The sequence below is a fragment of the Albimonas donghaensis genome (genome assembly GCF_900106695.1).
Classification (GTDB): Bacteria; Pseudomonadota; Alphaproteobacteria; order Rhodobacterales; family Rhodobacteraceae; genus Albimonas; species Albimonas donghaensis.
In genome coordinates this window covers 341,909-360,393 of record NZ_FNMZ01000004.1, presented here as the reverse complement: position 1 = coordinate 360,393, position 18,485 = coordinate 341,909, and the positions used below count along the sequence as shown (strand labels likewise).

The following is an 18,485-nucleotide window of genomic DNA, read 5'->3' as shown; positions in this document are numbered from 1 at the left end:
GAAGGATCCGGGCACGCTGGAAAGGAATACGCGCATGGAGACGCGGGCGAACTACGTCCTGATCGGCGCCTTCACGCTGATCGGACTCATCGGCGCGCTGGGCTTCCTGCTCTGGCTCGCCAAGGTCGAGGTCGACAAGCGCTACGCCTATTACGACGTGATGTTCCAGGACGTCTCCGGGCTCGGGGACGCCGCGGATGTGCGCTATAACGGGCTGCCTATCGGGCAGGTGACCGGCGTGGCGCTGGATGCGACCGATCCGTCCAAGGTGCGGGTGACGCTGGAAGTCGACGCCACGGTTCCGATCAAGACCGACACCGAGGCGACGCTGGAAAGCCAGGGCGTGACCGGCGTGTCCTATGTCTCGCTGACCGGCGGCACCGCCTCGGCCCCGGCGCTGACCGCGGGCGCGGGCGGCGAGCGGCCGGTGATCCCGTCCAAGCCCTCGGCCTTCCAGTCCCTGTTCCAGGGGGCGCCGGAGCTGCTGAACCGGGCCATCGAGCTGATCGAGCAGGTCAACGGCTTCGCCTCCGACGACAACCAGCGCAGCGTGGAGGAGATCTTCTCCAACGTCGCCAGCGCGTCGGGCAAGCTCGACCAGGTGCTGACCGACGTGAGCTCCATGACCGCGGCGGCCGGCGAGGCGTCCGAGCAGCTGCGCCAGTTCTCCTCGCGGCTGGAGACGCTGGTGGGCGCGGCCGAGACCACGCTGGCCGAGGCCGACAAGACGCTCGCCGCCACCACCGACGCGGTGCGCAAGGCGGAAGGGACCATGGACGCGGCCAACGCCACGCTGGAGACGGCGGGGCAGGCCTTCGCTTCGGCCGACACCATCCTCAAGGAGCAGGCGCCGGCGCTGCTGGCCCAGACCACCGAGGCCGTGAAGGGCGTGCAGGACACCGCCGGACGGCTGGAGACGCAGGCCAGCGCGGCCTTCGCGTCGGCCGACGTGATCATGTCCCGGACCATCCCCGAGACGGCCGAGCGCATGACCGCGGTGGCCGAGGCCCTGCAGGCCACCGCGGCCGAGGTCGGCGGCAAGGCGGGCGCGACGCTCGACCAGTTCGCCCAGGCCGGGGCCGAGGCCACCGCGCGTCTGCGCGAGGCCGAGACGACGCTTGCGGACCTGCGCCAGTCGATGGCGCGGGCCGACACGCTGATGGCCTCGCTGGAGCAGACCTCGACCAGCGTCGACGCCTTCGTGACGGGCGACGCGGCGGCGCTGGCGGCCGAGGCGCGGGGCACGCTGGAAAGCGCCCGCGGGTTGATGGCCAACGACCTGCCGCCGCTGATCGCCGAGGCCCGCGCCGCCACCGTCAAGGCCGAAGGCCTGATCGACGACGCCCGCGCCGCCGCCGCCAATGTGGACGCGCAGGTGACCGCGCTGTCGGGCCAGGCCGGCGCCCTGATGACCGAGGCCGGCGCCGGCATCGTCGCCGCCCGCGGCACGCTGGCCAAAGCCGACACCGCGCTTGACCAGGCCACCGCGACCATGGCCGGCGTGCAGGCCGCGACCGCCGAGATCTCCGCCGTCGTGACCACCGAAGGCGCCGCGCTCGTGGCCGAGGCCCGCACCGCCATCACCGAGGTCCGCAGCGCCGTGGACGGGGTCAACCGGGTGGTGCGCGACGACGTGCCGGCCATCGTCGCCGACGTGCGCGAGGCCGCCGCCACCGCCAACGCCACCGTGCAGCGCGTGGCGGGCGAGATCGACGTGATCGTCGACAAGGTCTCCGGCGCCGTGGATTCGATGACCGGCGAGCGGCACGGGCTGGTCGCCCGGGTCGAGACCCTGCTGAGCGGCGCCGAGGGCGCCGTGACCACCGCCACCGAGACCTTCGCCAACGCCAACGACACGCTCGCTGCGATTTCGGTGACCATGGGGCGGGCGGAGGGCGCGCTGGGCGCGGCGGAGACCACCTTCACCGAGGTCAACGGCCTGCTGGAAGGCGACGTGAAGGCGGCGGTCGCGGATCTGCGGACCTCCATGGCCACGCTCAACGGCGCGGTGGACGGGGTGACCTCGGACGTGGAGCTGACCTCCGCCCAGATCCGCGAGGCCTCGGCCACCGCCAACCAGCTGATCGGCTCGCTCGACGGGCTGTTGCAGCAGAACACCTACGAAGTGAACGAGTTCCTGCGCAACGGCCTGCCGCAGTTCACCCGCTTCGTCGAGGAAGGCCGGCGCCTGGTCGAAAACCTCTCCCGTCTCAGCGCCAAGGTGGAGCGTGATCCCGCGCGCTTCCTGCTCGGCACCCAGTCCTCGGAGTTCCGTCGATGATCCGTTCCCACGCCTCCCGGCGTCGCCTTCCGCTCCGCGCCGCCGTCCTGGCCGTCGCCGCCGCCGCGGGCCTTTCGGGCTGCGCCGAGATCGGGCGCATCACCAACGCCGCCAATCCCATCGAGCTTTACGCCCTGACGCCGAAAAGCACCTTCCCCGCGGCCATGCCCTCGGTGGACAGCCAGCTGGTGGTGGAGGAGCCGACCGCCGACGCCTCGGTCAACACCGACCGCATCGCGGTGAAGCCGAGCCCCCTGCAATTGCAGTATTTCCCGATCGCGCGCTGGGTGGACCGGGCGCCGCTGGTGGTGCAGCGGCTGATGATCGAGAGCTTCGAGAACACCGGCGCGCTGACCTCGGTCGGCCGGTCCTCGGTCGGGTTGCGGGCGGATTACACGCTGCTGAGCGACCTGCGCGAATTCCAGGCGATCCTGCCCGAGAACCTGTCGCCGGACCCGCTTGCGGAGGCGCCGGACCTTCCGGTGGACGTGCTGGTGCGGCTGAACCTGAAGATCGTGAAGCAGCCGGAGTCGCTGATCGTGTCCTCGCGGTCGTTCTCGGCCCGGCGCAAGGCCGGGTCCAACGAGTTCGGCGACGTGGCTTTGGCCTTCGACGATGCGCTGGGCCGGACCCTGCGCGAGGCGGTGGTCTGGACGGTGCAGGAGATCGACCGGGTCAACAAGTCGAACCGCTTCGAGCGGCGCTACTGAGCCCGAGGGCCGAAGACCGGAGCCAGGAGCGGGGGCGGGCGGCGCCAGCCCCGGCCCCTGGTCAGGCGGCGCGGGCGAGCCCGGCGCGGTCGGCCATGCGGGCGATGAACTCCGCGGTCTCGCGCGGGGCGGTGATCGGCAGCATGTGGCCGCGCCCCTCCAGCAGATCGAGGCTCAGCCGGGGGACCCGCGCCACCAGCGCCGCCCCCTGCGCCTGGGGGTCCAGAATGGCGTCGGCTTCGCCATAAAGCACGCCGCCCGGCGCGGTGATGCTCCCCCAGTCCTCGGCGATTTCGTTCAGGTCGCTGTTGACCGTCAGGTCGGCCGAGGGCGCCACGAACCCTTTGGGGCGCAGGCCCAGCAACCCGCCGGCCCTCAGCGCGAAGTCCTCCGGCGCCGGCTCGGGCGCGAAGATCGCAGCGAGGGTCCTGGGCGCCATGCGCACCGCCATCGGCACGGCGAAAGTGGCGCCGACGATCCGGCGCATCAGCGGGCCGCGCACCGCAAGGCCGCGGAACACCGGGGGAATCTCGGGCTGCGGATAGGCCAGCGGCGCGATCAGCGCGAGGCCCGAGATCTCTTCGGGATGGCGCAGCGCCAGGACCAGCGCCAGCGCTCCCCCCAGCGAGTGTCCGACGACCAGCGGGCGGGAGATGCCCTCGCGCTTCATGAACTCCACGATCATCCGCGCCTGATGGGTCAGGTGGGCGAAGTCGTCGGTGTCGCGCTCGGACCAGCCGCAGCCCGGACGGTCGATGGCGATGCAGCGATAGCGGTCCTTGAGCAGGGGCGTCACGCCATAGGTGAAATGGCCCAGCGTCCCGCCGAGCCCGTGCAGCATCAGGATCGGCGGGCCTTCGCCATCCTCGACCCAGTGAATGCCGCCGTCGTTGACCGGCGTGTAGCGGCCCGCCCGTGGAACCGCGGCCTCGGCCTGCGCGGCGATGCGGCGGGTGCGCCACATCATGAGGCCGACGAAAACGGCCAAGGTCAAAAGCAACGCAACTGCAAACGCCATCAAGGTCCCACCTCTGTTCCGCCGCCGGCGATCCGACCGCGTTTTCCCCGAAAGGGTCGCCGATGCGGGAGGTCAGCGCCCCCATCCGCGACCGCCGGGAAATGCCCGGCGGGATGGTCCCGCCCTCCGAGCCCGCCCTCGCGCGGGGTCGTCCGGCGCAAGGCGGGTTCCCGAGCGGGATGCGCGCCCCTCGCTACGCCGTCGCGACGCGCGGCGCCCGGACGCGGGAGTTCTGAAATGCCCCGCGAAGCGCCGCTTGCGGGGAGCGCGCATGGAACGCGTCATCAAGGGGCAGCGTCAAGTGCGGGGTGGCGTCGCGCCCCCCGCCTCCTCCCCCCCTTCGCCGCCGCCCGCACCGCCGCGCCCCGCGCCCCGCCCGGGGGGCAAGTCGCTTGATCTTCTTCGCCGCGGGGGGCAGGTTCGCCCCATAACAGACATACGGGGAGGTATGGCGATGGCCGGAACAGGGACCGGAGCAGGGACGGGAGCGGGGCGCCTGGAAGGCGCGACCTGCCTGGTGACAGGCGCCGCGCAGGGCTTCGGGCTCGGCATCGCGGAGCGCTTCGCCGCCGAGGGCGCGACCGTCGCGCTGCTCGATCTTCAGGCCGACAAGGCCGCCGAGGTCGCCGAGACCATCGGCCATGGCGCCTTCGCGCTGAGCTGCGACGTGGCGGACCCGGCGTCCGTCGCCGCGGCGGTGGACGAGGCCGCGTCGCGCATGGGCTCGGCCCGCATCCTGGTCAACAACGCCGGCTGGTCGCATCGCAACATGCCCGCGCTCGACGTGACGGAGGCCGAGTTCGACAAGGTCTTCGCGGTCAACGTCAAGTCGATCTGGAACTTCTCCCAGGCCATCGTGCCGCGCTGGCGGGCGGCGGGAGGCGGCGTGATGCTCAACATCGGCTCCACCGCCGGCATCCGGCCCCGGCCGGGGCTGAGCTGGTACAACGCCACCAAGGGCGCGGTGAACCTGCTGAGCCGCTCGCTCGCGGTGGAGTTCGCCTCCGACAACATCCGCGTGAACTGCATCGCCCCGGTGGCCGGCGAGACGCCGCTGCTCGCCACCTTCATGGGCGAGGACACGCCGGAGAAGCGCGCCGCCTTCAAGGCCACCGTCCCGCTGGGCCGCCTGTCGACCCCGCGCGACGTGGCCAACGCGGCGCTCTACCTTTGCTCGGACGAGGCCGACTTCATCACCGGCGTGGTGCTCGAAGTCGACGGCGGCCGCACGATCTAAGACCAATCCACGGGAGGAGACCCCTATGCGCAGCTACGCGCTCGTCGAATTCGGCAAGCCCTTCGAGGCCATCGACCGCGAGGACCCGACCCCCACCGGCACGGAAGTGGTGGTGCGGGTCCGGCGCTCCGGCGTGTGTCACTCGGACGTCCATATCTGGGAGGGCTTCTTCGACTACGGCGACGGTCAGAAGTTCAAGATGGAAGACCGCGGCATGAAGCTGCCGCACACGCTGGGCCACGAGATCCTGGGCGAAGTGGTCGCCGCCGGTCCCGACGCGACCGACGCGCCGATCGGCAAGACCATGCTGGTGCATCCCTGGATCGGCTGCGGCGAATGCGCGGCCTGCGAGGAGGGGGACGAGAACCTCTGCGCCAAGATGGCCGCGCTGGGCGTGGTGCGTCCCGGCGGGTTCGCCACCCATGTGGTTGTGCCCCATTCCAAGTTCCTGGTGGATATCGGCGATGTCGACCCCTCGGTTGCGGCGCCCTACGCGTGCTCGGGCGTGACGGTGTTCACCGCGCTCAAGAAGCTCAAGCCGATCCGCGACGACGAGTGGCTGGCGGTGATGGGCGCGGGCGGGCTGGGGCTCGCCGCCATCACCATCGCCAAGGCGATGGGCTTCAAGAACGTGATCTCGGTGGACATGGGGCAGGAGAAGCTCTCGGCCGCCGTGGACATGGGCGCGGACCGGACCATCGACGTGCGCGATGCGGGCGAGGGCGCGCTGGATGAGCTGCGCAAGGCCTCCGAGGGCAAGCTGATGGCGGTGCTCGACACCGTGGGCGCCGAAGCGACGTCGAAGCTGGGCTTCGAGGGGCTGACCAAGGCCGGCAAATACGTGATCGTCGGCCTGCATGGCGGCACCTTCAAGGCGCCGCTGCCCAAGCTGCCCCAGATGGCGCTGACCGTCGCGGGCTCCTATGTCGGGTCCTGCAACGACCTGCGCGAGCTGATGGAGCTGGTGAAGGCCGGCAAGGTCAAGTCGGTGCCGATCACCGAGCGGCCGCTGGAAAAGGCCTATGACACGGTCGTCGACCTGCTGGAGGGCAACGTGGTCGGCCGCGTGGTGCTGACCACCGACTGACGGCCCCCCGCCCGTTTCGAAGATCAGATCGCCGCCCCCGGACCCTCGCGTCCGGGGGCGGTTCGCGTTCGGGAGCGGCTTTCCCGCGCGAGCAGGGGGCCGGCCCCGCGCGCGCCGCCGACAAATCGCCCCGGCTTCGCCGCATTCGCGCCCGGCCCGCCGCTAGCTGACGATTTGCGGGCCGTGCGGGTCCGTCTCCGACCAGCCGCCGCAAGTCGAAGGGAGCGCGGACATGACCGACATCTACAAGACCATCGAAGAGGACCACGGCAAGCATCGCGGCCTGCTGGGCGCGATCGGGGAGACCTCGGGCGACTCGGCGGAGCGTCGCCGGCTCTGGACCCAGTTCTACTACGAGGTGAAGTCCCATGCCGCGGCGGAGGAGGAGACCTTCTACTCCAAGCTGATGGAGCGCCCGGAGGGCCAGGACGACGCCCGCCACTCGGTCGCCGAGCACAAGGAGATGGACGACCTGATGGAGGAGTTGAACGGCATGGACATGTCCTCGCCGGCCTGGCTCGCGAAGTTCAAGCAGCTCCGCCATGATTACGAGCATCACATGGAGGAGGAGGAGGAGGACATCTTCGCCCAGGCCCGCGCGGTGTTCGACGACCAACAGGCCGAGCGCTTCGCGAAGGACTTCGGCGCCCGCAAGGAGGCGGAGCGCATGCTGGTCGACGAGAAAGCCGCCGACAGCCTCGAGGAATGACCCCTCCGCCGCGTCCGCTCCTCGGGAGGAAGCCGCGCGTCGACCCTTCCGCCCGTGGCGACGGGGCGCCCGCGCGGCGTTGAAGCCGGGTCGCTCGTGGCGAGGCCGCGGGGCGGTGACCGACGCGGGCCGCAGGCGGCGGGGTCGCAGGCCCCCGGTCCGCACGCCGCGCGGGCGCCGCGGCGCCGCCCTTGACCGGGTCGGCGCGCGGCTCCCTCCGCTGCGGGGGGAAAGCGCGGCCGGGGGGCGGGGGGCGCCCGATCAGGCGGGGGGGGCGGCGTCTTCCTCGGCGGGGGCCAGCTCGATCACCGGCGCCATCGCGGCGAGGATGTCGTCGGCCAGGTGGCACTTCACCTGATGCCCTTCCGCGAGGCTGCGCAGCGGCGGCATTTCCGTCTCGCACAGGTTCCCCGGCACATCCGCCTTGCGGGGGCAGCGGGTCTGGAACGGGCAGCCCGGCGGCGGGTTCATCGCCGAAGGGATGTCCCCGTCCAGCACGATCCGTTTGCGCTTCACCCGCGTGTCCGCCACCGGCACGGCCGACAGCAGCGCTTCCGTATAGGGGTGATAGGGCGGGGCGAAGACCTGATCCGTGGTCCCGATCTCCACCACATGGCCCAGATACATCACCAGCACCCGGTCGGCGAGGTAGCGCACCACGCCGAGATCGTGGCTGATGAACAGCATCGTGGTCCGCCGCTCCCGCTGGATGTCGGTCAGCAGGCCCGTCACCGCCGCCTGCACCGAGACGTCCAGCGCCGAGACCGGCTCGTCCGCCACCACCACCCGCGCGTCCCCCGCGAAGGCCCGCGCGATGCCGATGCGCTGCTTCTGCCCGCCCGACAGCTGCCGGGGACGGCGCGCGGCGAAGGCGCGGGGCAGCTTCACCACGTCGAGCAGTTCGAACATGCGCGCCTCGCGCTCGGCCTTCGTGGTCCCCACGCCGAATTTCTCCAGCGCCCGGATGATCTGGGCGCCGATGGAATGCGAGGGGTTGAGCGTGTCGAACGGGTTCTGGAAGACCATCTGGATCGCGCCCAGCGTCTTCTTCGTCCGCTTCTCCACCCGCGTGGCGCCGAGGTCCACGCCTTCGAGATCGGCGGTCCCCTCGCTCGCGTCCTCCAGCCCCATCAGCACCTTGGCCAGCGTGGACTTGCCGCAGCCGCTCTCGCCCACGATGGCCAGGGTCTCGGCCTCGCGCGCCTCGAAGCTGAGCGTCTCGTTGGCCTTGACCACGCGGGTCTCGCCGCCGCCGAAAATCCCGCCCGTCGCCACGGCGTAGCGCTTGGAAAGCCCGTCGACCTTCAGCACCACCTCGCCGGGCGCCACCGGGCCGGCGCCGGCCTCGATGTCCGGCCCGGCCTCCCAGTCGATCTCGCGCCAGCGCAGGCAGCGGCTCTCGTGGCGGTCGCGGCCGGGGATGTCGTCCATGGGAATGTCGCGGCGGTCGCAGCGCCCGGCCTCGAAATATCCGCAACGGGGGCCGAAATTGCAGCCGCGCGGGCGTTCGTGGGGCAGGGGGAACTGGCCCGGAATGGCGATCAGCGGCCGCGCGGTCTTGTCGGCGCCGGGCAGGGGGATCGAGCGGAACAGGCCCTGCGTGTAGGGATGGCGCATGTGGTCGAAGACGGTGGCGATGGAGCCCGTCTCCACCGCCTCGCCGGAATACATGACGCAGAGCCGGTCGCAGGTCTCCATCACCAGGCCGAGATTGTGGGAGATGAACAGCAGCGCCGTGCCGAACTCCCGCCCCAGCCCCTTGACCAGATCGACGATCCCCGCCTCCACCGTCACGTCGAGCGCGGTGGTCGGCTCGTCCAGGATCAGCAGCGCGGGCTTGGACATCAGCGCCATGGCGATGACGATGCGCTGCTGCTGGCCGCCGGACAGCTGGTGGGGATAGGCCCTCGCGATGCGCTCGGGGTCGGGCAGGCGCACCGCGGCGATCATGTCGAGCGCCATGCGGCGGGCCTCGGCCGCCGACTTGCCCTCATGGATCATCGGCACTTCGGCAAGCTGCGCGCCCACCTTCATCGCCGGGTTCAGGGAGGCCATCGGCTCCTGGTAGATCATCGCGATCTCGGAGCCGCGAAGCGCGCGCAGCTCGCGCTCCGACATGGCGCCCAGATCGCGGCCCTTGAAGCGGATGGCGCCGCCCGTCACCCGCCCGTTGCGCCCCAGGTCCTGCATGACGCCGAGCGCCACCGTGGACTTCCCGCAGCCGGATTCGCCCACCAGCCCCATCGCCTCGCCGGGCTGGACCGCGCAGGAGAAGTTCATCACCGCCGGGATCTCTCCCGACCGGGTGAAGAAGGAGATGGAGAGGTCGTCGATCTCCAGGATCGGACCGTCCCAGGCGTCGGAGGGGGCGCCGTCTGAGGTCATCGGCTCAATCCTTCATCGACTGTTCGCGCAGCCCGTCGGCCAGCAGGTTCAGCCCGAGCACCATGGAGATCAGCGCCAGCGCCGGGGGCAGGGCGGGATGCGGGTAGATCGAGAGCAGCCGCCGACCCTCGTTGATGGTCATGCCCCAGTCGGGGCTCTCCGGGCTGACGCCGAGGCCGAAGAAGCCGAGCGTGCCGAGCAGGATGGTCGTGTAGCCGAGCCGCAGGCAGAAATCGACGATCAGGGGGCCGCGGACATTGGGCAGGATCTCCCACAGCATGATGTACCACGCGCCCTCGCCGCGGGTCTGGGCGGCGGCGACATAGTCGCGGGTCTTGATGTCCATGCCCAGGCCGCGGACGATGCGGAACACGGTCGGAGCGTTCACGAAGACCACCGAGACGAAGATGTTCAGCAGGTTCGGATCCATCGAGAACACGCCCAGCGGATCGGCGTTGAAGGCGAGCCCCGAATAGACCCACAGCCCCAGAACCAGCGTGGTCCCGATGAAGGGGGCGGCGCGGGCCGGGTCCTCGCCGTAGCGGGACCAGAACAGCAGCAGGAAGAACACGATGGGGAAGACGAACAGCGTCGCCGCCAGCGCGGTGGGGATCGCGGTTTCGCGCATCTCGGGCGTGACCAGCAGGTAGAACAGCAGGATCACCGGGAAGGCCAGCACCAGATTGGCGAGGAAACTGAGCACCGTGTCCACGGTCCCCCCGAAGAACCCCGCCGGCAGGCCCAGCGTGATCCCCACCATGAAGGCGAAAAGCGTGGCGGCGGGCGCGATCTCCAGCACCGTGCGGGCGCCGTGGACCATGCGTGAGAACACGTCGCGCGCGAGGTTGTCGCCGCCCAGCAGGAACACCCCGCCGTCGTCGCCGAGGAAGGCGCCGGGCTTGATGTTCTTCATGCCGGAATATTGCTCCAGCGGGCCGAAGGGGGCGATGACGTCGGCGAAGACCGCCGCGAACACCCAGAACAGCACCAGCGCCAGCCCGATCATCCCCATCGGACTGTCGAACAGCCGGCCGTAAAGCCCCAGCCGGCGCCTCAAGCCGATGGACAGCGCGAAGACCGCGGCCAGCGACAGCCAGACCGGCCAGAACGCCAGCGCCATCCGCGCGAAGATCGCGCCCCATCCGAGCGGTTCCATGATCCCCTCCCCCCTTCGTCTCAGCGCACGCGGATGCGCGGGTTGAGGAACACGTAGCCGATGTCGGAGATCAGCTGGGTGGCCAGCACCACCACCACCGCCACCACCGAGCACGACAGCAGCAGTTCGATGTCGTTGTTGGACGCGGCCTCCACCAGCAGCCAGCCGAAGCCCTTGTAGTTGAACAGGGTCTCGACGATCACCACGCCGGTCAGCAGCCACGGGAACTGGAGCATGATGACCGTGAAGGGCGCGATCAGCGCGTTGCGCAGCGCATGGCCGACCACGATGCGGGGAAAGCTCACGCCCTTCAGCCGGGCGGTGCGGATATATTGCGCGGTCATCACCTCGGCCATGGAGGCGCGGGTCATGCGGGCGATATAGCCCATGCCGTAAAGCGCCATGGTGGCGACGGGCAGGGCGAAATTCTCGAAGGTGATGTTCTCGGCCGCCGAGGTCGCGGAGCCCTTCAGCCATTTCAGCCCGACCGCCGAAGACGCGAAGATGGTCACCAGGATCACGCCCGAGACGTATTCCGGCGTGGCTGTCGAGGCGATGGCGACGGTGGACAGCGTCCGGTCGGTGCGCGACCCCTCGCGCATCCCGGCCAGCACGCCGAGCGCCAGCGCGCAGGGCACCATCACGATCATCACCCAGAACATCAGCTTGGCGGTCAGCCACAGCCGCGGCCCGAGGATCGAGGCCACCGGCTCGCGGAAGCGGGTGGACTGGCCCAGATCGCCGGAGCCGGCCTGGATCACCCATTCCGCGTAGCGATTGACCAGGGGGCGGTTGTAGCCCTCCTTCTCCAGCCAGCTCGCCACCTGCTCGTCCGACATGCGGGAGAAGTTCTGCTCCTTCGCGAGCTTCTCCAGGTTGGGTTCGAGATTGGTCAGCGCGAAGACCACGAAGGTCAGCACCAGCGCGGTCAGCGCCATCAGGCCGAGACGCTTGACGAGAAAGCCGATCAAGGGCGGTCCTCCTGGCGGCGGCGGTCCCGGCGAAGGGCGGGGGCGCGCGGCGGCTCGGGCGGGTTGGCGGCCGGGGGCCTGCGGCGGCGTGGGGCGGGGGCGGCGTGGGGCGGGGGGCGGCGGGGACCGCGGCGGGCGCGGTCCCCGTGTCAGGCGCGTCGCCCCTGGGGGCGCGGCCGGTCGGTCAGGCCTCGATCGACCACAGGTCGTGGTGATGCTCCAGCGTCGGGTGCATGTCCGCGCCCATCACGTTGGGCTTCGTGTGACGGTAGAGGTTGCGCCAGTAGGGCTGGATGATGACGGCCGCGTCCTGGAGGATCGTCTCGATCTCCTCCATCAGCTCCCGGCGCTTCTCGGCGTCGGCGATCGACATGGCCTCGGCGAGCTTGGCGTCGAAGTCGGGGTTCGACCAGGCGGCCTCGTTCCAGGCCTCGCCGGTGCGGTAGGCCAGCGCCAGAACCTGCACGCCCAGCGGCCGCATGTTCCAGTCGGTGGAGCTGAACGGGTAGGTGGTCCAGCCGTTCCAGAAGGTCGAGCCGGGCAGGATCGTCCGCTTCACCTTGATCCCCGCATCGCGGAGCTGGGCGGCGATGGCGTCGGTGGTGGCCCGGCGCCAGTCGTCGTCGATCGAGATCAGCTCATGCTCGTAATCGGCCATGCCGGCTTCGGTCATCAGGGCCATGGCGCCCTCGGGGTCGCGGGTCTTCCTGGGCAGGGGGAAATATTCCGGGTGCATCGGGCCGACATGGTGGTTCTCGGCGACCTGGCCCTGGCCGGCATAGCCCAGTTCCAGCACCACGTCGTTGTCCACCGCCATCAGGATCGCCTGGCGCACGCGCGGGTCGGCGTAGATCTTCTTGCCGTCGACCTCGGCCTCGACATTCATGCGGCTGACCAGGGTGCCGCCGGTGACGGTCTCCCATTTCTTCAGGTCGAGGCTGTCGAAGATCTCGATGAATTCGCCGTTGGACCAGTAGGACATGTCCACTTCGTCGGCCTCGAAGGCCGCGACCAGCGCCGAGGGATCGGTGCCGTAGTCGACATATTCGATGGTATCGAGCGGCACGTCGCCCCCCCACCACTCGCCGCGCTTGGTCAGGGTGGCGCCCACGCCGACCTCCATGCGGTCGATCATGTAGGGGCCGGTCCCGATCCTGGAGGCGAGGATGTCGGCGCCGGTCTCGTCGAAGGTCGGATGCACCAGCAGGGCGGGATAGTCGCAGAAGCTGGGGATGACGGTGATGTCGGCGACGCGCAGGTTCAGCCGGACGGTGTGGTCGTCGATCTTCTCGATCACGCCCTCGCCGGCGCGCGAGGTCTCCGGGTCGATCAGCGAGGCCATGCGCGAGGCCATGGAGTTCGCCTCCGCCTTCGCGTCGCACCAGCGGTTGAGGTTGTAGATCACGTCATCGGCGGTGAAGTCGTCGCCGTTGGACCATTTCACGGCCTTGCGGACGTTGAGCGTGTAGGTCTTGGCGTCGTCCGAGACCTCCCAGCTTTCCAGCAGCCAGGGCTCGAAGGTGAAGTCCTTGGTGTAGCGGACCATGGTCTCGATCAGGCCGCGGGCGACGTTGCCCATCTCCGAGCCGTCGAAGGCGCGCGGGTCCTTGACCGGCTTCATCTCCATCTGGCAGCGCAGCGTGCCGCCGGCGGACTGGGCGCGGGCGGGGGAGGGGGCGGCGAGCCCCAGCATCCCGTAGGCCGCGGCCGATGTGGCGCCGAGCGCGGTGGCCAGCGCCAGGAACTCGCGCCGGGGGAGCTGCCCTTCGCGGGCCTCGTCGGCATAGGTGTCGATGGCGGGGTGCAGGGGGCGGCCGTTGATCGTGTCGCGGCTCATCTCGGGTCTCTCCTGTTGGGCGCCGGGCGCGTCGGGGCGGTCGGCTTTATATGGGGCGGTCCCGGGCGAAGGGTCGCCGGCAGGACCGTGACGTTGGGTCATGATCGGCCGCCGGCCTGAGGCCGCCCGCCATGCGGCGCCCTGCGCGCAGGGCCGGTTTGCGACCGGGCATGAACGGTTCGCGACATGCGGGCCGGCGGGCCTGCGGGGGCGGAGCGCCGTGCGGCGCGGCGAAAGCGGGCGTCCGACGCGGAACGCGCGGAGCCCGTTCAGGATCGCACCGAGGGGCGGGAGGGGTCAACAGCCCGTGCGGGGTAATCGATCATGGTCAAAACGGGCGCCGCGAAGCGCGGCGGCCGGCGAGCGGAGCGCCGTGAACACGCTCCGAGACGCGTCAGTTGGCGTTGAGACCATGCGCCCGGGTTCCGAGCCGCCGTTTCCAGAGCGCCTCGCGCGCCAGCAGGTCGGCCTGGGAAGCGGCGGGCGAGGCGACTTCCAGCACCGAGACCATGTAGTCCCGCTTGCTCGCCTCCTTGAGCAGCAGGTTCCCGCCATGCCCGTCCGCGGCGTAGGCGGTCCACCGGGACAGGAACCCCTCGACGCCGGTGGCGGAGCCGACATAGAGCCGGCCGCTTTCGAGGCAGGCCAGCAGGTAGACCCCGCCGACGGAGGCCAGCGCCCCCTGCCAGGCCTGCGGCAGTTCGGGAACGTCGCGGACGTTCTCGAGAAAATCCACGAAGCCGGGGAAGGGGCGGTCGGCCGCGGAGGCGCGCAGCTCCAGCACCGGCTTGCGCTGCCGATGGGCCCATTGCGACCAGGCCCGAGCCGAGCCGCCCCAGTCGATCAGGATGCGTCCCTCCCAGGGTTCGAACGACTCGATCCAGGCGAGGTCGAACACTTCGACGGGCTTGTCGGAAGTCTCGATAACGTCGGGATGATCCAGCGCAGGTCGCGCCACGCCGTCCCAGGGCCGTTTGCCGAGGATGCGGGTGGCGCCGACGAACAGCGCCGTCAACCCGCCGCCGGGCGCGGGCGGCCCGGGCACGAAATGGCAGGCCGCTTCGGCCTTCGCATAGGGCGAGTTGGCGGCGAGCTGGTAGCTGACGAAGGCGCCGAAGCGATCCCGGCCTTTGCGCCAGTGCGCCAGCCCCACGCGGTCATGCCGCAACAGCCGCGTGGCGGCGGGGACGCGCCCGAGACGTTCGACGATTTCGGTGAAATCGAACATCCCGCGCCCGCCCCCGCGCGCCGATCAGCGCGAGAACTTCTTGTACTTGATCCGCTTGGGCTCGACCGAGTCCGGGCCCAGGCGCTTGATCTTGTCCTTCTCGTAGTCCTCGAAGTTGCCCTCGAACCATTCCACGTGGCTGTCGCCCTCGAAGGCCAGCATATGCGTGCAGATCCGGTCGAGGAACCAGCGGTCATGCGAGATGACCACCGCGCAGCCCGCGAATTCCAGAAGGGCGTCTTCCAGCGCGCGCAGCGTCTCCACGTCGAGGTCGTTGGTCGGCTCGTCGAGCAGCAGCACGTTGCCGCCCGAGCGGAGCAGCTTGGCCATATGCACGCGGTTGCGCTCACCGCCCGAGAGCAGCCCGACCTTCTTCTGCTGGTCGGAGCCCTTGAAGTTGAACGCGCCCACGTAGTTGCGCGACGGGATCTCCGCCTGGCCGAGCTTGATGATGTCGAGCCCGTCCGAGATCTCCTCCCACACGTTCTTGTTGGGATCGAGCGCGTCGCGGGACTGGTCGATATAGCTCAGGCTCACCGTGTCGCCGAAGGTGATCGAGCCGTCGTCCGGCGTCTCCTGCCCGGTGAGCATCCGGAACAGCGTCGACTTGCCGGCGCCGTTGGGCCCGATCACGCCGACGATGCCGCCCGGCGGCAGGGTGAAGGACAGGCCGTCGATCAGCAGGTTGTCGCCGAAGCCCTTCTTGACGTTCTCGACCTCGATCACCTTGCCGCCCAGCCGGGGGCCGTTGGGAATGATGATCTGGGCGACGCCGACCAGCTCGCGCTCCGACCGGTTGGCGAGGTCGTTGTAGCGGGTCAGACGGGCCTTGGACTTGGCCTGGCGGGCCTTGGGGTTCGACCGCACCCATTCCAGCTCGCGGCCCAGTTCGCGCTGGCGGGACTTGTCCTCGCGCGCTTCCTGCTCCAGCCGCTTGGCCTTGTGCTCCAGCCAGCGGGAATAGTTGCCCTCGTAGGGCATGCCGCGGCCGCGATCGAGCTCCAGGATCCACGACGTGATGTCGTCGAGGAAGTAGCGGTCATGGGTCACGATCAGGATCGTGCCCTTGTACTCGATCAGGTGCTTCTGGAGCCAGGAGATGGTCTCGGCGTCCAGGTGGTTGGTCGGCTCGTCGAGCAGCAGCATGTCGGGCGCTTCGAGCAGCAGCTTGCACAGGGCCACCCGGCGCTTCTCGCCGCCCGAAAGCTCGGCGACGTTGGCGTCGTCCGGCGGGCAGCGCAGGGCTTCCAGCGCCACGTCGACCTGGCTGTCGATGTCCCACAGGTTCTGGGCGTCGATCTGGTCCTGGAGCTCGGTCATCTTCTCCATGAGCTCGTCGGTGTAGTCTTCCGCGATCTTCATGGCGATGGCGTTGTATTCCTCGACCAGCGCGGTCTTCTCGGCGACGCCGAGCATGACGTTCTCGCGCACGGTCTTGGTCTCATCGAGGTGCGGCTCCTGGGGCAGGTAGCCGACCTTGGCGCCCTTGGCGGCCCAGGCCTCGCCCTGAAAGTCCTTGTCGATGCCGGCCATGATGCGCAGCAGGGTCGACTTGCCGGCGCCGTTGACGCCCACGACGCCGATCTTGACGCCGGGCAGGAAGTTCAGCCGGATGTTCTCGAAGCACTTCTTGCCGCCCGGGTAGGCCTTGGAGACGCCGTCCATGTGATAGACGTACTGGTAGGAGGCCATGGTCCTCGATCCTCTCGCAGCCTAGGGGTTTCGCGCGGGGTTCTACCTAGGGCGCGGGGGCGGTGCAATGGCGTCGGGGGGCGGTTTCGGGGCCCTGGGGGTCCTGTGGTGACGCAGGGGCCGGGAAACCGTGCGGCCGGGCGCATCCGGGGACGCGCCGCGGCGGCGCGCGGGCGCGGCCGGGCGAGCCGTCGGGGCCGCGGCTTCGGAACGTCGGAAGGCGCGCGCGTCAGAGCGGTTTGTCGAAGAACAGCTCCGCATAGGGGTTGTCGTTGTAGCGTTCGATCTCGCGCCAGCCCATCCGGCGATAGAGCGCTGCGGCTTCGGTCAGCGCGCCGTTGGTGTCGAGCCGCAGGCGGGTCATGCCGAGCCCCCGCGCCACGTCCTCGGCCAGGCTCATCAGCCGGCGCGACAGGCCCAGCCCGCGGGCCTGCGGGGCGATCCAGACCCGCTTGATCTCCCCGGTGCGCCCGGCGTCCTGTTCGCCGTCCCCCCCCTCGGAGGGCGCGGCCTCCGGCCCCGCGAGCCCGGCGCAGCCGATGGCGGCGCCGTCGAACTCGGCCAGCAGGAACGCGCCGCGCGGCGCCCGCATCGACGCGGCCTCCGGGTCGCCGGAACTGTCCACGTCGAAGCCCGAGGCGAAGCGGCGGTCCAGCTCCGCGTAATAGGCGGCCATGCAGGCCTTGGCCTCGGGGCTTTCCGGGTCGGCCACGCGCAGGGCGATCCGATCCGCCCCCAGCGCGCAGGCGAGCCGGTCCATCGCCGCCAGCAGGTCCGGCGCGGCCCGTCCGAACCGGGCGATGGTCGCCGAGGCGTGGGCGTCGGACAGCCGCTCATAGGCCGCGAATTCGGCCCGGCCGCGGGCCGTGGGGCGGGCGATCCGGCGGCGCCCGTCCTCGGGGTGGCGGACGGTCTCGATCAGCCCCTCCGCCTCGAGCGAGCGCAGCAGGCGCGAGGCCAGGCCCGAATCGAGCCCCAGCCGCGCCCGCGCCGCGCCGACCTCGTCCCCGTCGGGGCCGAGCGCGTGGAGCATCCGCGATTCGCCCAGCGGCCGCCCGCGCCCGAGGAAGGAGGCGTCCAGCACTCCCGCCGCGCTGGTGGCGGCGCGGTTGAAGCGGCGCAAGCGGGCGATGTCGCCCGGATCGGCGGGGGGCGGATCGGCGGGGGGCGTCTCGGGGGCGTGATCCTGGGGCATCGTCCGTCTCCGGGGCAGCCGATTGCCTGACTCAGGTCAGGAATAGTTTCTGACTTAAGTCAGATGGTCCGCGGCCGCAAGTCCGCCCGGCCGCTCCGCGCCGCTCGATTGACACCGCCGCGGGCTCTGGCGACAAACCACCCAGCGGCGCCCCGGCGACAGGATCGGGCCCGAAAGGGAGGACCAGCCGGCGTGTTCCAGGGATTTCCCAGGGCGGTTCCGGGACTGCGGGTGGGGCTGCTCGGCGGCTCCTTCGACCCGCCGCATCCCGGCCATGTGCATATCACCCGCCAGGCGCTGGCCCGGTTCCGGCTGGACCGCGTGTGGTGGCTGGTCTCGCCCGGCAACCCGCTCAAGGCCCGCGGGCCGGCCGACCTCGCGTTGCGCATGGAGGCCTGCCGGGCCGTCATGCGCCACCCGCGGGTCGAGATCACCGATATCGAGGCCCGGCTCGGCGCCCGCTACACCGCCCGCACCCTGCGCAGCCTGCGCGCCCGCTATCCGGGCGTGCGCTTCGTGTGGCTGATGGGTGCGGACAATCTCGCCGCCTTCCACCGCTGGGACCGTTGGGCCGAGATCGCCCGCACGACCCCCATCGGCGTGCTGGGGCGTCCGGGCGCCCAGCTTCGCGCGGGGCTCTCGCCCATGGCGCGGCGCTTCGCCTCCGCGCGGCTGCCGGCGGGGTCCGAGGGCGCGCTCGCCCTGCGCCAGGCCCCGGCCTGGGCGATGGCGGGCGGGGCGATGTCGGACCACTCCTCCACCCGCATCCGGGCCGCGGGGCGCTGGCCGACGCGCGGCGGCCCCGCGGACTGACCGAAGCGCCCTTCCGGCAGGCGGAAGCGCCGTCTGAGCCGCGGGCCGGAACCGCCTGATGCGCAACGGGAAGCTTGAGCGTGCGCCGCGTTTCGGGCACACTCGCGCCCGAGCAGACGCAGCCAATCGCATGTCTTCCCCCCGCCATCCCCACGCAGATGAGGAG

Annotated in this window: 14 protein-coding genes; 6 read left to right on the top strand and 8 right to left on the bottom strand. The window is 70.6% G+C overall.

Features of this window, described 5'->3' with window-relative positions; all coding sequences use genetic code 11:
- Window positions 1–34 precede the first annotated feature (34 nt).
- On the top strand, window positions 35–2,281 hold the full coding sequence (locus BLV24_RS13750) for an MCE family protein (protein WP_092682681.1): 2,247 nt from the start codon (window positions 35–37) through the stop codon (window positions 2,279–2,281).
- On the top strand, window positions 2,278–2,991 hold the full coding sequence (locus BLV24_RS13745) for an ABC-type transport auxiliary lipoprotein family protein (RefSeq protein WP_092682679.1): 714 nt from the start codon (window positions 2,278–2,280) through the stop codon (window positions 2,989–2,991). The genes BLV24_RS13750 and BLV24_RS13745 overlap by 4 nt, the downstream gene beginning before the upstream one ends.
- 61 nt (window positions 2,992–3,052) lie before the next feature.
- Here BLV24_RS13745 and BLV24_RS13740 read toward each other — a convergent pair whose 3' ends face one another.
- The gene (locus BLV24_RS13740) at window positions 3,053–3,985 is read right to left on the bottom strand and encodes an alpha/beta fold hydrolase (protein WP_176954756.1); all 933 of its coding nucleotides are present in this window, start codon (window positions 3,983–3,985) and stop codon (window positions 3,053–3,055) included.
- 478 nt (window positions 3,986–4,463) lie between these two features.
- On the opposite strand from BLV24_RS13740, the gene BLV24_RS13735 reads away from it, so the two are divergent.
- From BLV24_RS13735 to BLV24_RS13725, 3 genes are all read left to right on the top strand, one after another.
- Complete coding sequence (locus BLV24_RS13735) at window positions 4,464–5,246, top strand: glucose 1-dehydrogenase (RefSeq protein WP_092682675.1); 783 nt, start codon at window positions 4,464–4,466, stop codon at window positions 5,244–5,246.
- Between the two features lie 25 nt (window positions 5,247–5,271).
- On the top strand, window positions 5,272–6,333 hold the full coding sequence (locus BLV24_RS13730; protein WP_092682673.1) for an alcohol dehydrogenase: 1,062 nt from the start codon (window positions 5,272–5,274) through the stop codon (window positions 6,331–6,333).
- 232 nt (window positions 6,334–6,565) lie between these two features.
- A complete protein-coding gene (locus BLV24_RS13725) occupies window positions 6,566–7,042 on the top strand; it encodes a hemerythrin domain-containing protein (RefSeq protein ID WP_092682671.1) in 477 nt (158 codons plus the stop codon).
- A 261-nt stretch (window positions 7,043–7,303) separates the two neighbouring features.
- Here BLV24_RS13725 and BLV24_RS13720 read toward each other — a convergent pair whose 3' ends face one another.
- From BLV24_RS13720 to BLV24_RS13690, 7 genes are all read right to left on the bottom strand, one after another.
- A complete protein-coding gene (locus tag BLV24_RS13720; protein ID WP_092682669.1) occupies window positions 7,304–9,427 on the bottom strand; it encodes a dipeptide ABC transporter ATP-binding protein in 2,124 nt (707 codons plus the stop codon).
- A gap of 4 nt (window positions 9,428–9,431) precedes the next feature.
- The gene (locus tag BLV24_RS13715) at window positions 9,432–10,583 is read right to left on the bottom strand and encodes an ABC transporter permease (RefSeq protein ID WP_092682667.1); all 1,152 of its coding nucleotides are present in this window, start codon (window positions 10,581–10,583) and stop codon (window positions 9,432–9,434) included.
- 20 nt (window positions 10,584–10,603) lie between these two features.
- The gene (locus tag BLV24_RS13710) at window positions 10,604–11,554 is read right to left on the bottom strand and encodes an ABC transporter permease (RefSeq protein WP_176954755.1); all 951 of its coding nucleotides are present in this window, start codon (window positions 11,552–11,554) and stop codon (window positions 10,604–10,606) included.
- A gap of 184 nt (window positions 11,555–11,738) precedes the next feature.
- On the bottom strand, window positions 11,739–13,391 hold the full coding sequence (locus BLV24_RS13705; RefSeq protein ID WP_092682665.1) for an ABC transporter substrate-binding protein: 1,653 nt from the start codon (window positions 13,389–13,391) through the stop codon (window positions 11,739–11,741).
- A gap of 394 nt (window positions 13,392–13,785) precedes the next feature.
- Entirely contained in the window at window positions 13,786–14,619 is an 834-nt protein-coding gene (locus BLV24_RS13700) for a GIY-YIG nuclease family protein (RefSeq protein WP_092682663.1), read from the bottom strand.
- Window positions 14,620–14,643: 24 nt separating this feature from the next.
- Window positions 14,644–16,311, bottom strand: a complete 1,668-nt coding sequence (gene ettA, locus BLV24_RS13695; RefSeq protein WP_092682661.1) for an energy-dependent translational throttle protein EttA — start codon at window positions 16,309–16,311, stop codon at window positions 14,644–14,646.
- 229 nt (window positions 16,312–16,540) lie between these two features.
- Window positions 16,541–17,506: a bifunctional helix-turn-helix transcriptional regulator/GNAT family N-acetyltransferase gene (locus BLV24_RS13690; RefSeq protein ID WP_092682659.1), complete on the bottom strand. Its 966-nt coding sequence runs from the start codon at window positions 17,504–17,506 to the stop codon at window positions 16,541–16,543.
- 192 nt (window positions 17,507–17,698) lie between these two features.
- Here BLV24_RS13690 and BLV24_RS13685 point away from each other — a divergent pair, with 192 nt between their 5' ends.
- On the top strand, window positions 17,699–18,319 hold the full coding sequence (locus tag BLV24_RS13685) for a nicotinate-nucleotide adenylyltransferase (protein WP_281242925.1): 621 nt from the start codon (window positions 17,699–17,701) through the stop codon (window positions 18,317–18,319).
- Window positions 18,320–18,485 lie beyond the last annotated feature (166 nt).

Bases quoted from the DNA above. Each gene is read 5' to 3' on its own strand.
- BLV24_RS13715 (WP_092682667.1), bottom strand. From the start codon at position 10,583: ATGGAACCGCTCGGATGGGGCGCGATCTTCGCGCGGATGGCGCTGGCG.
- BLV24_RS13725 (WP_092682671.1), top strand. From the start codon at position 6,566: ATGACCGACATCTACAAGACCATCGAAGAGGACCACGGCAAGCATCGC.
- BLV24_RS13735 (WP_092682675.1), top strand. From the start codon at position 4,464: ATGGCCGGAACAGGGACCGGAGCAGGGACGGGAGCGGGGCGCCTGGAA.
- BLV24_RS13745 (WP_092682679.1), top strand. From the start codon at position 2,278: ATGATCCGTTCCCACGCCTCCCGGCGTCGCCTTCCGCTCCGCGCCGCC.
- BLV24_RS13690 (WP_092682659.1), bottom strand. From the start codon at position 17,506: ATGCCCCAGGATCACGCCCCCGAGACGCCCCCCGCCGATCCGCCCCCC.
- BLV24_RS13705 (WP_092682665.1), bottom strand. From the start codon at position 13,391: ATGAGCCGCGACACGATCAACGGCCGCCCCCTGCACCCCGCCATCGAC.
- ettA (WP_092682661.1), bottom strand. From the start codon at position 16,311: ATGGCCTCCTACCAGTACGTCTATCACATGGACGGCGTCTCCAAGGCC.
- BLV24_RS13720 (WP_092682669.1), bottom strand. From the start codon at position 9,427: ATGACCTCAGACGGCGCCCCCTCCGACGCCTGGGACGGTCCGATCCTG.
- BLV24_RS13750 (WP_092682681.1), top strand. From the start codon at position 35: ATGGAGACGCGGGCGAACTACGTCCTGATCGGCGCCTTCACGCTGATC.
- BLV24_RS13730 (WP_092682673.1), top strand. From the start codon at position 5,272: ATGCGCAGCTACGCGCTCGTCGAATTCGGCAAGCCCTTCGAGGCCATC.
- BLV24_RS13700 (WP_092682663.1), bottom strand. From the start codon at position 14,619: ATGTTCGATTTCACCGAAATCGTCGAACGTCTCGGGCGCGTCCCCGCC.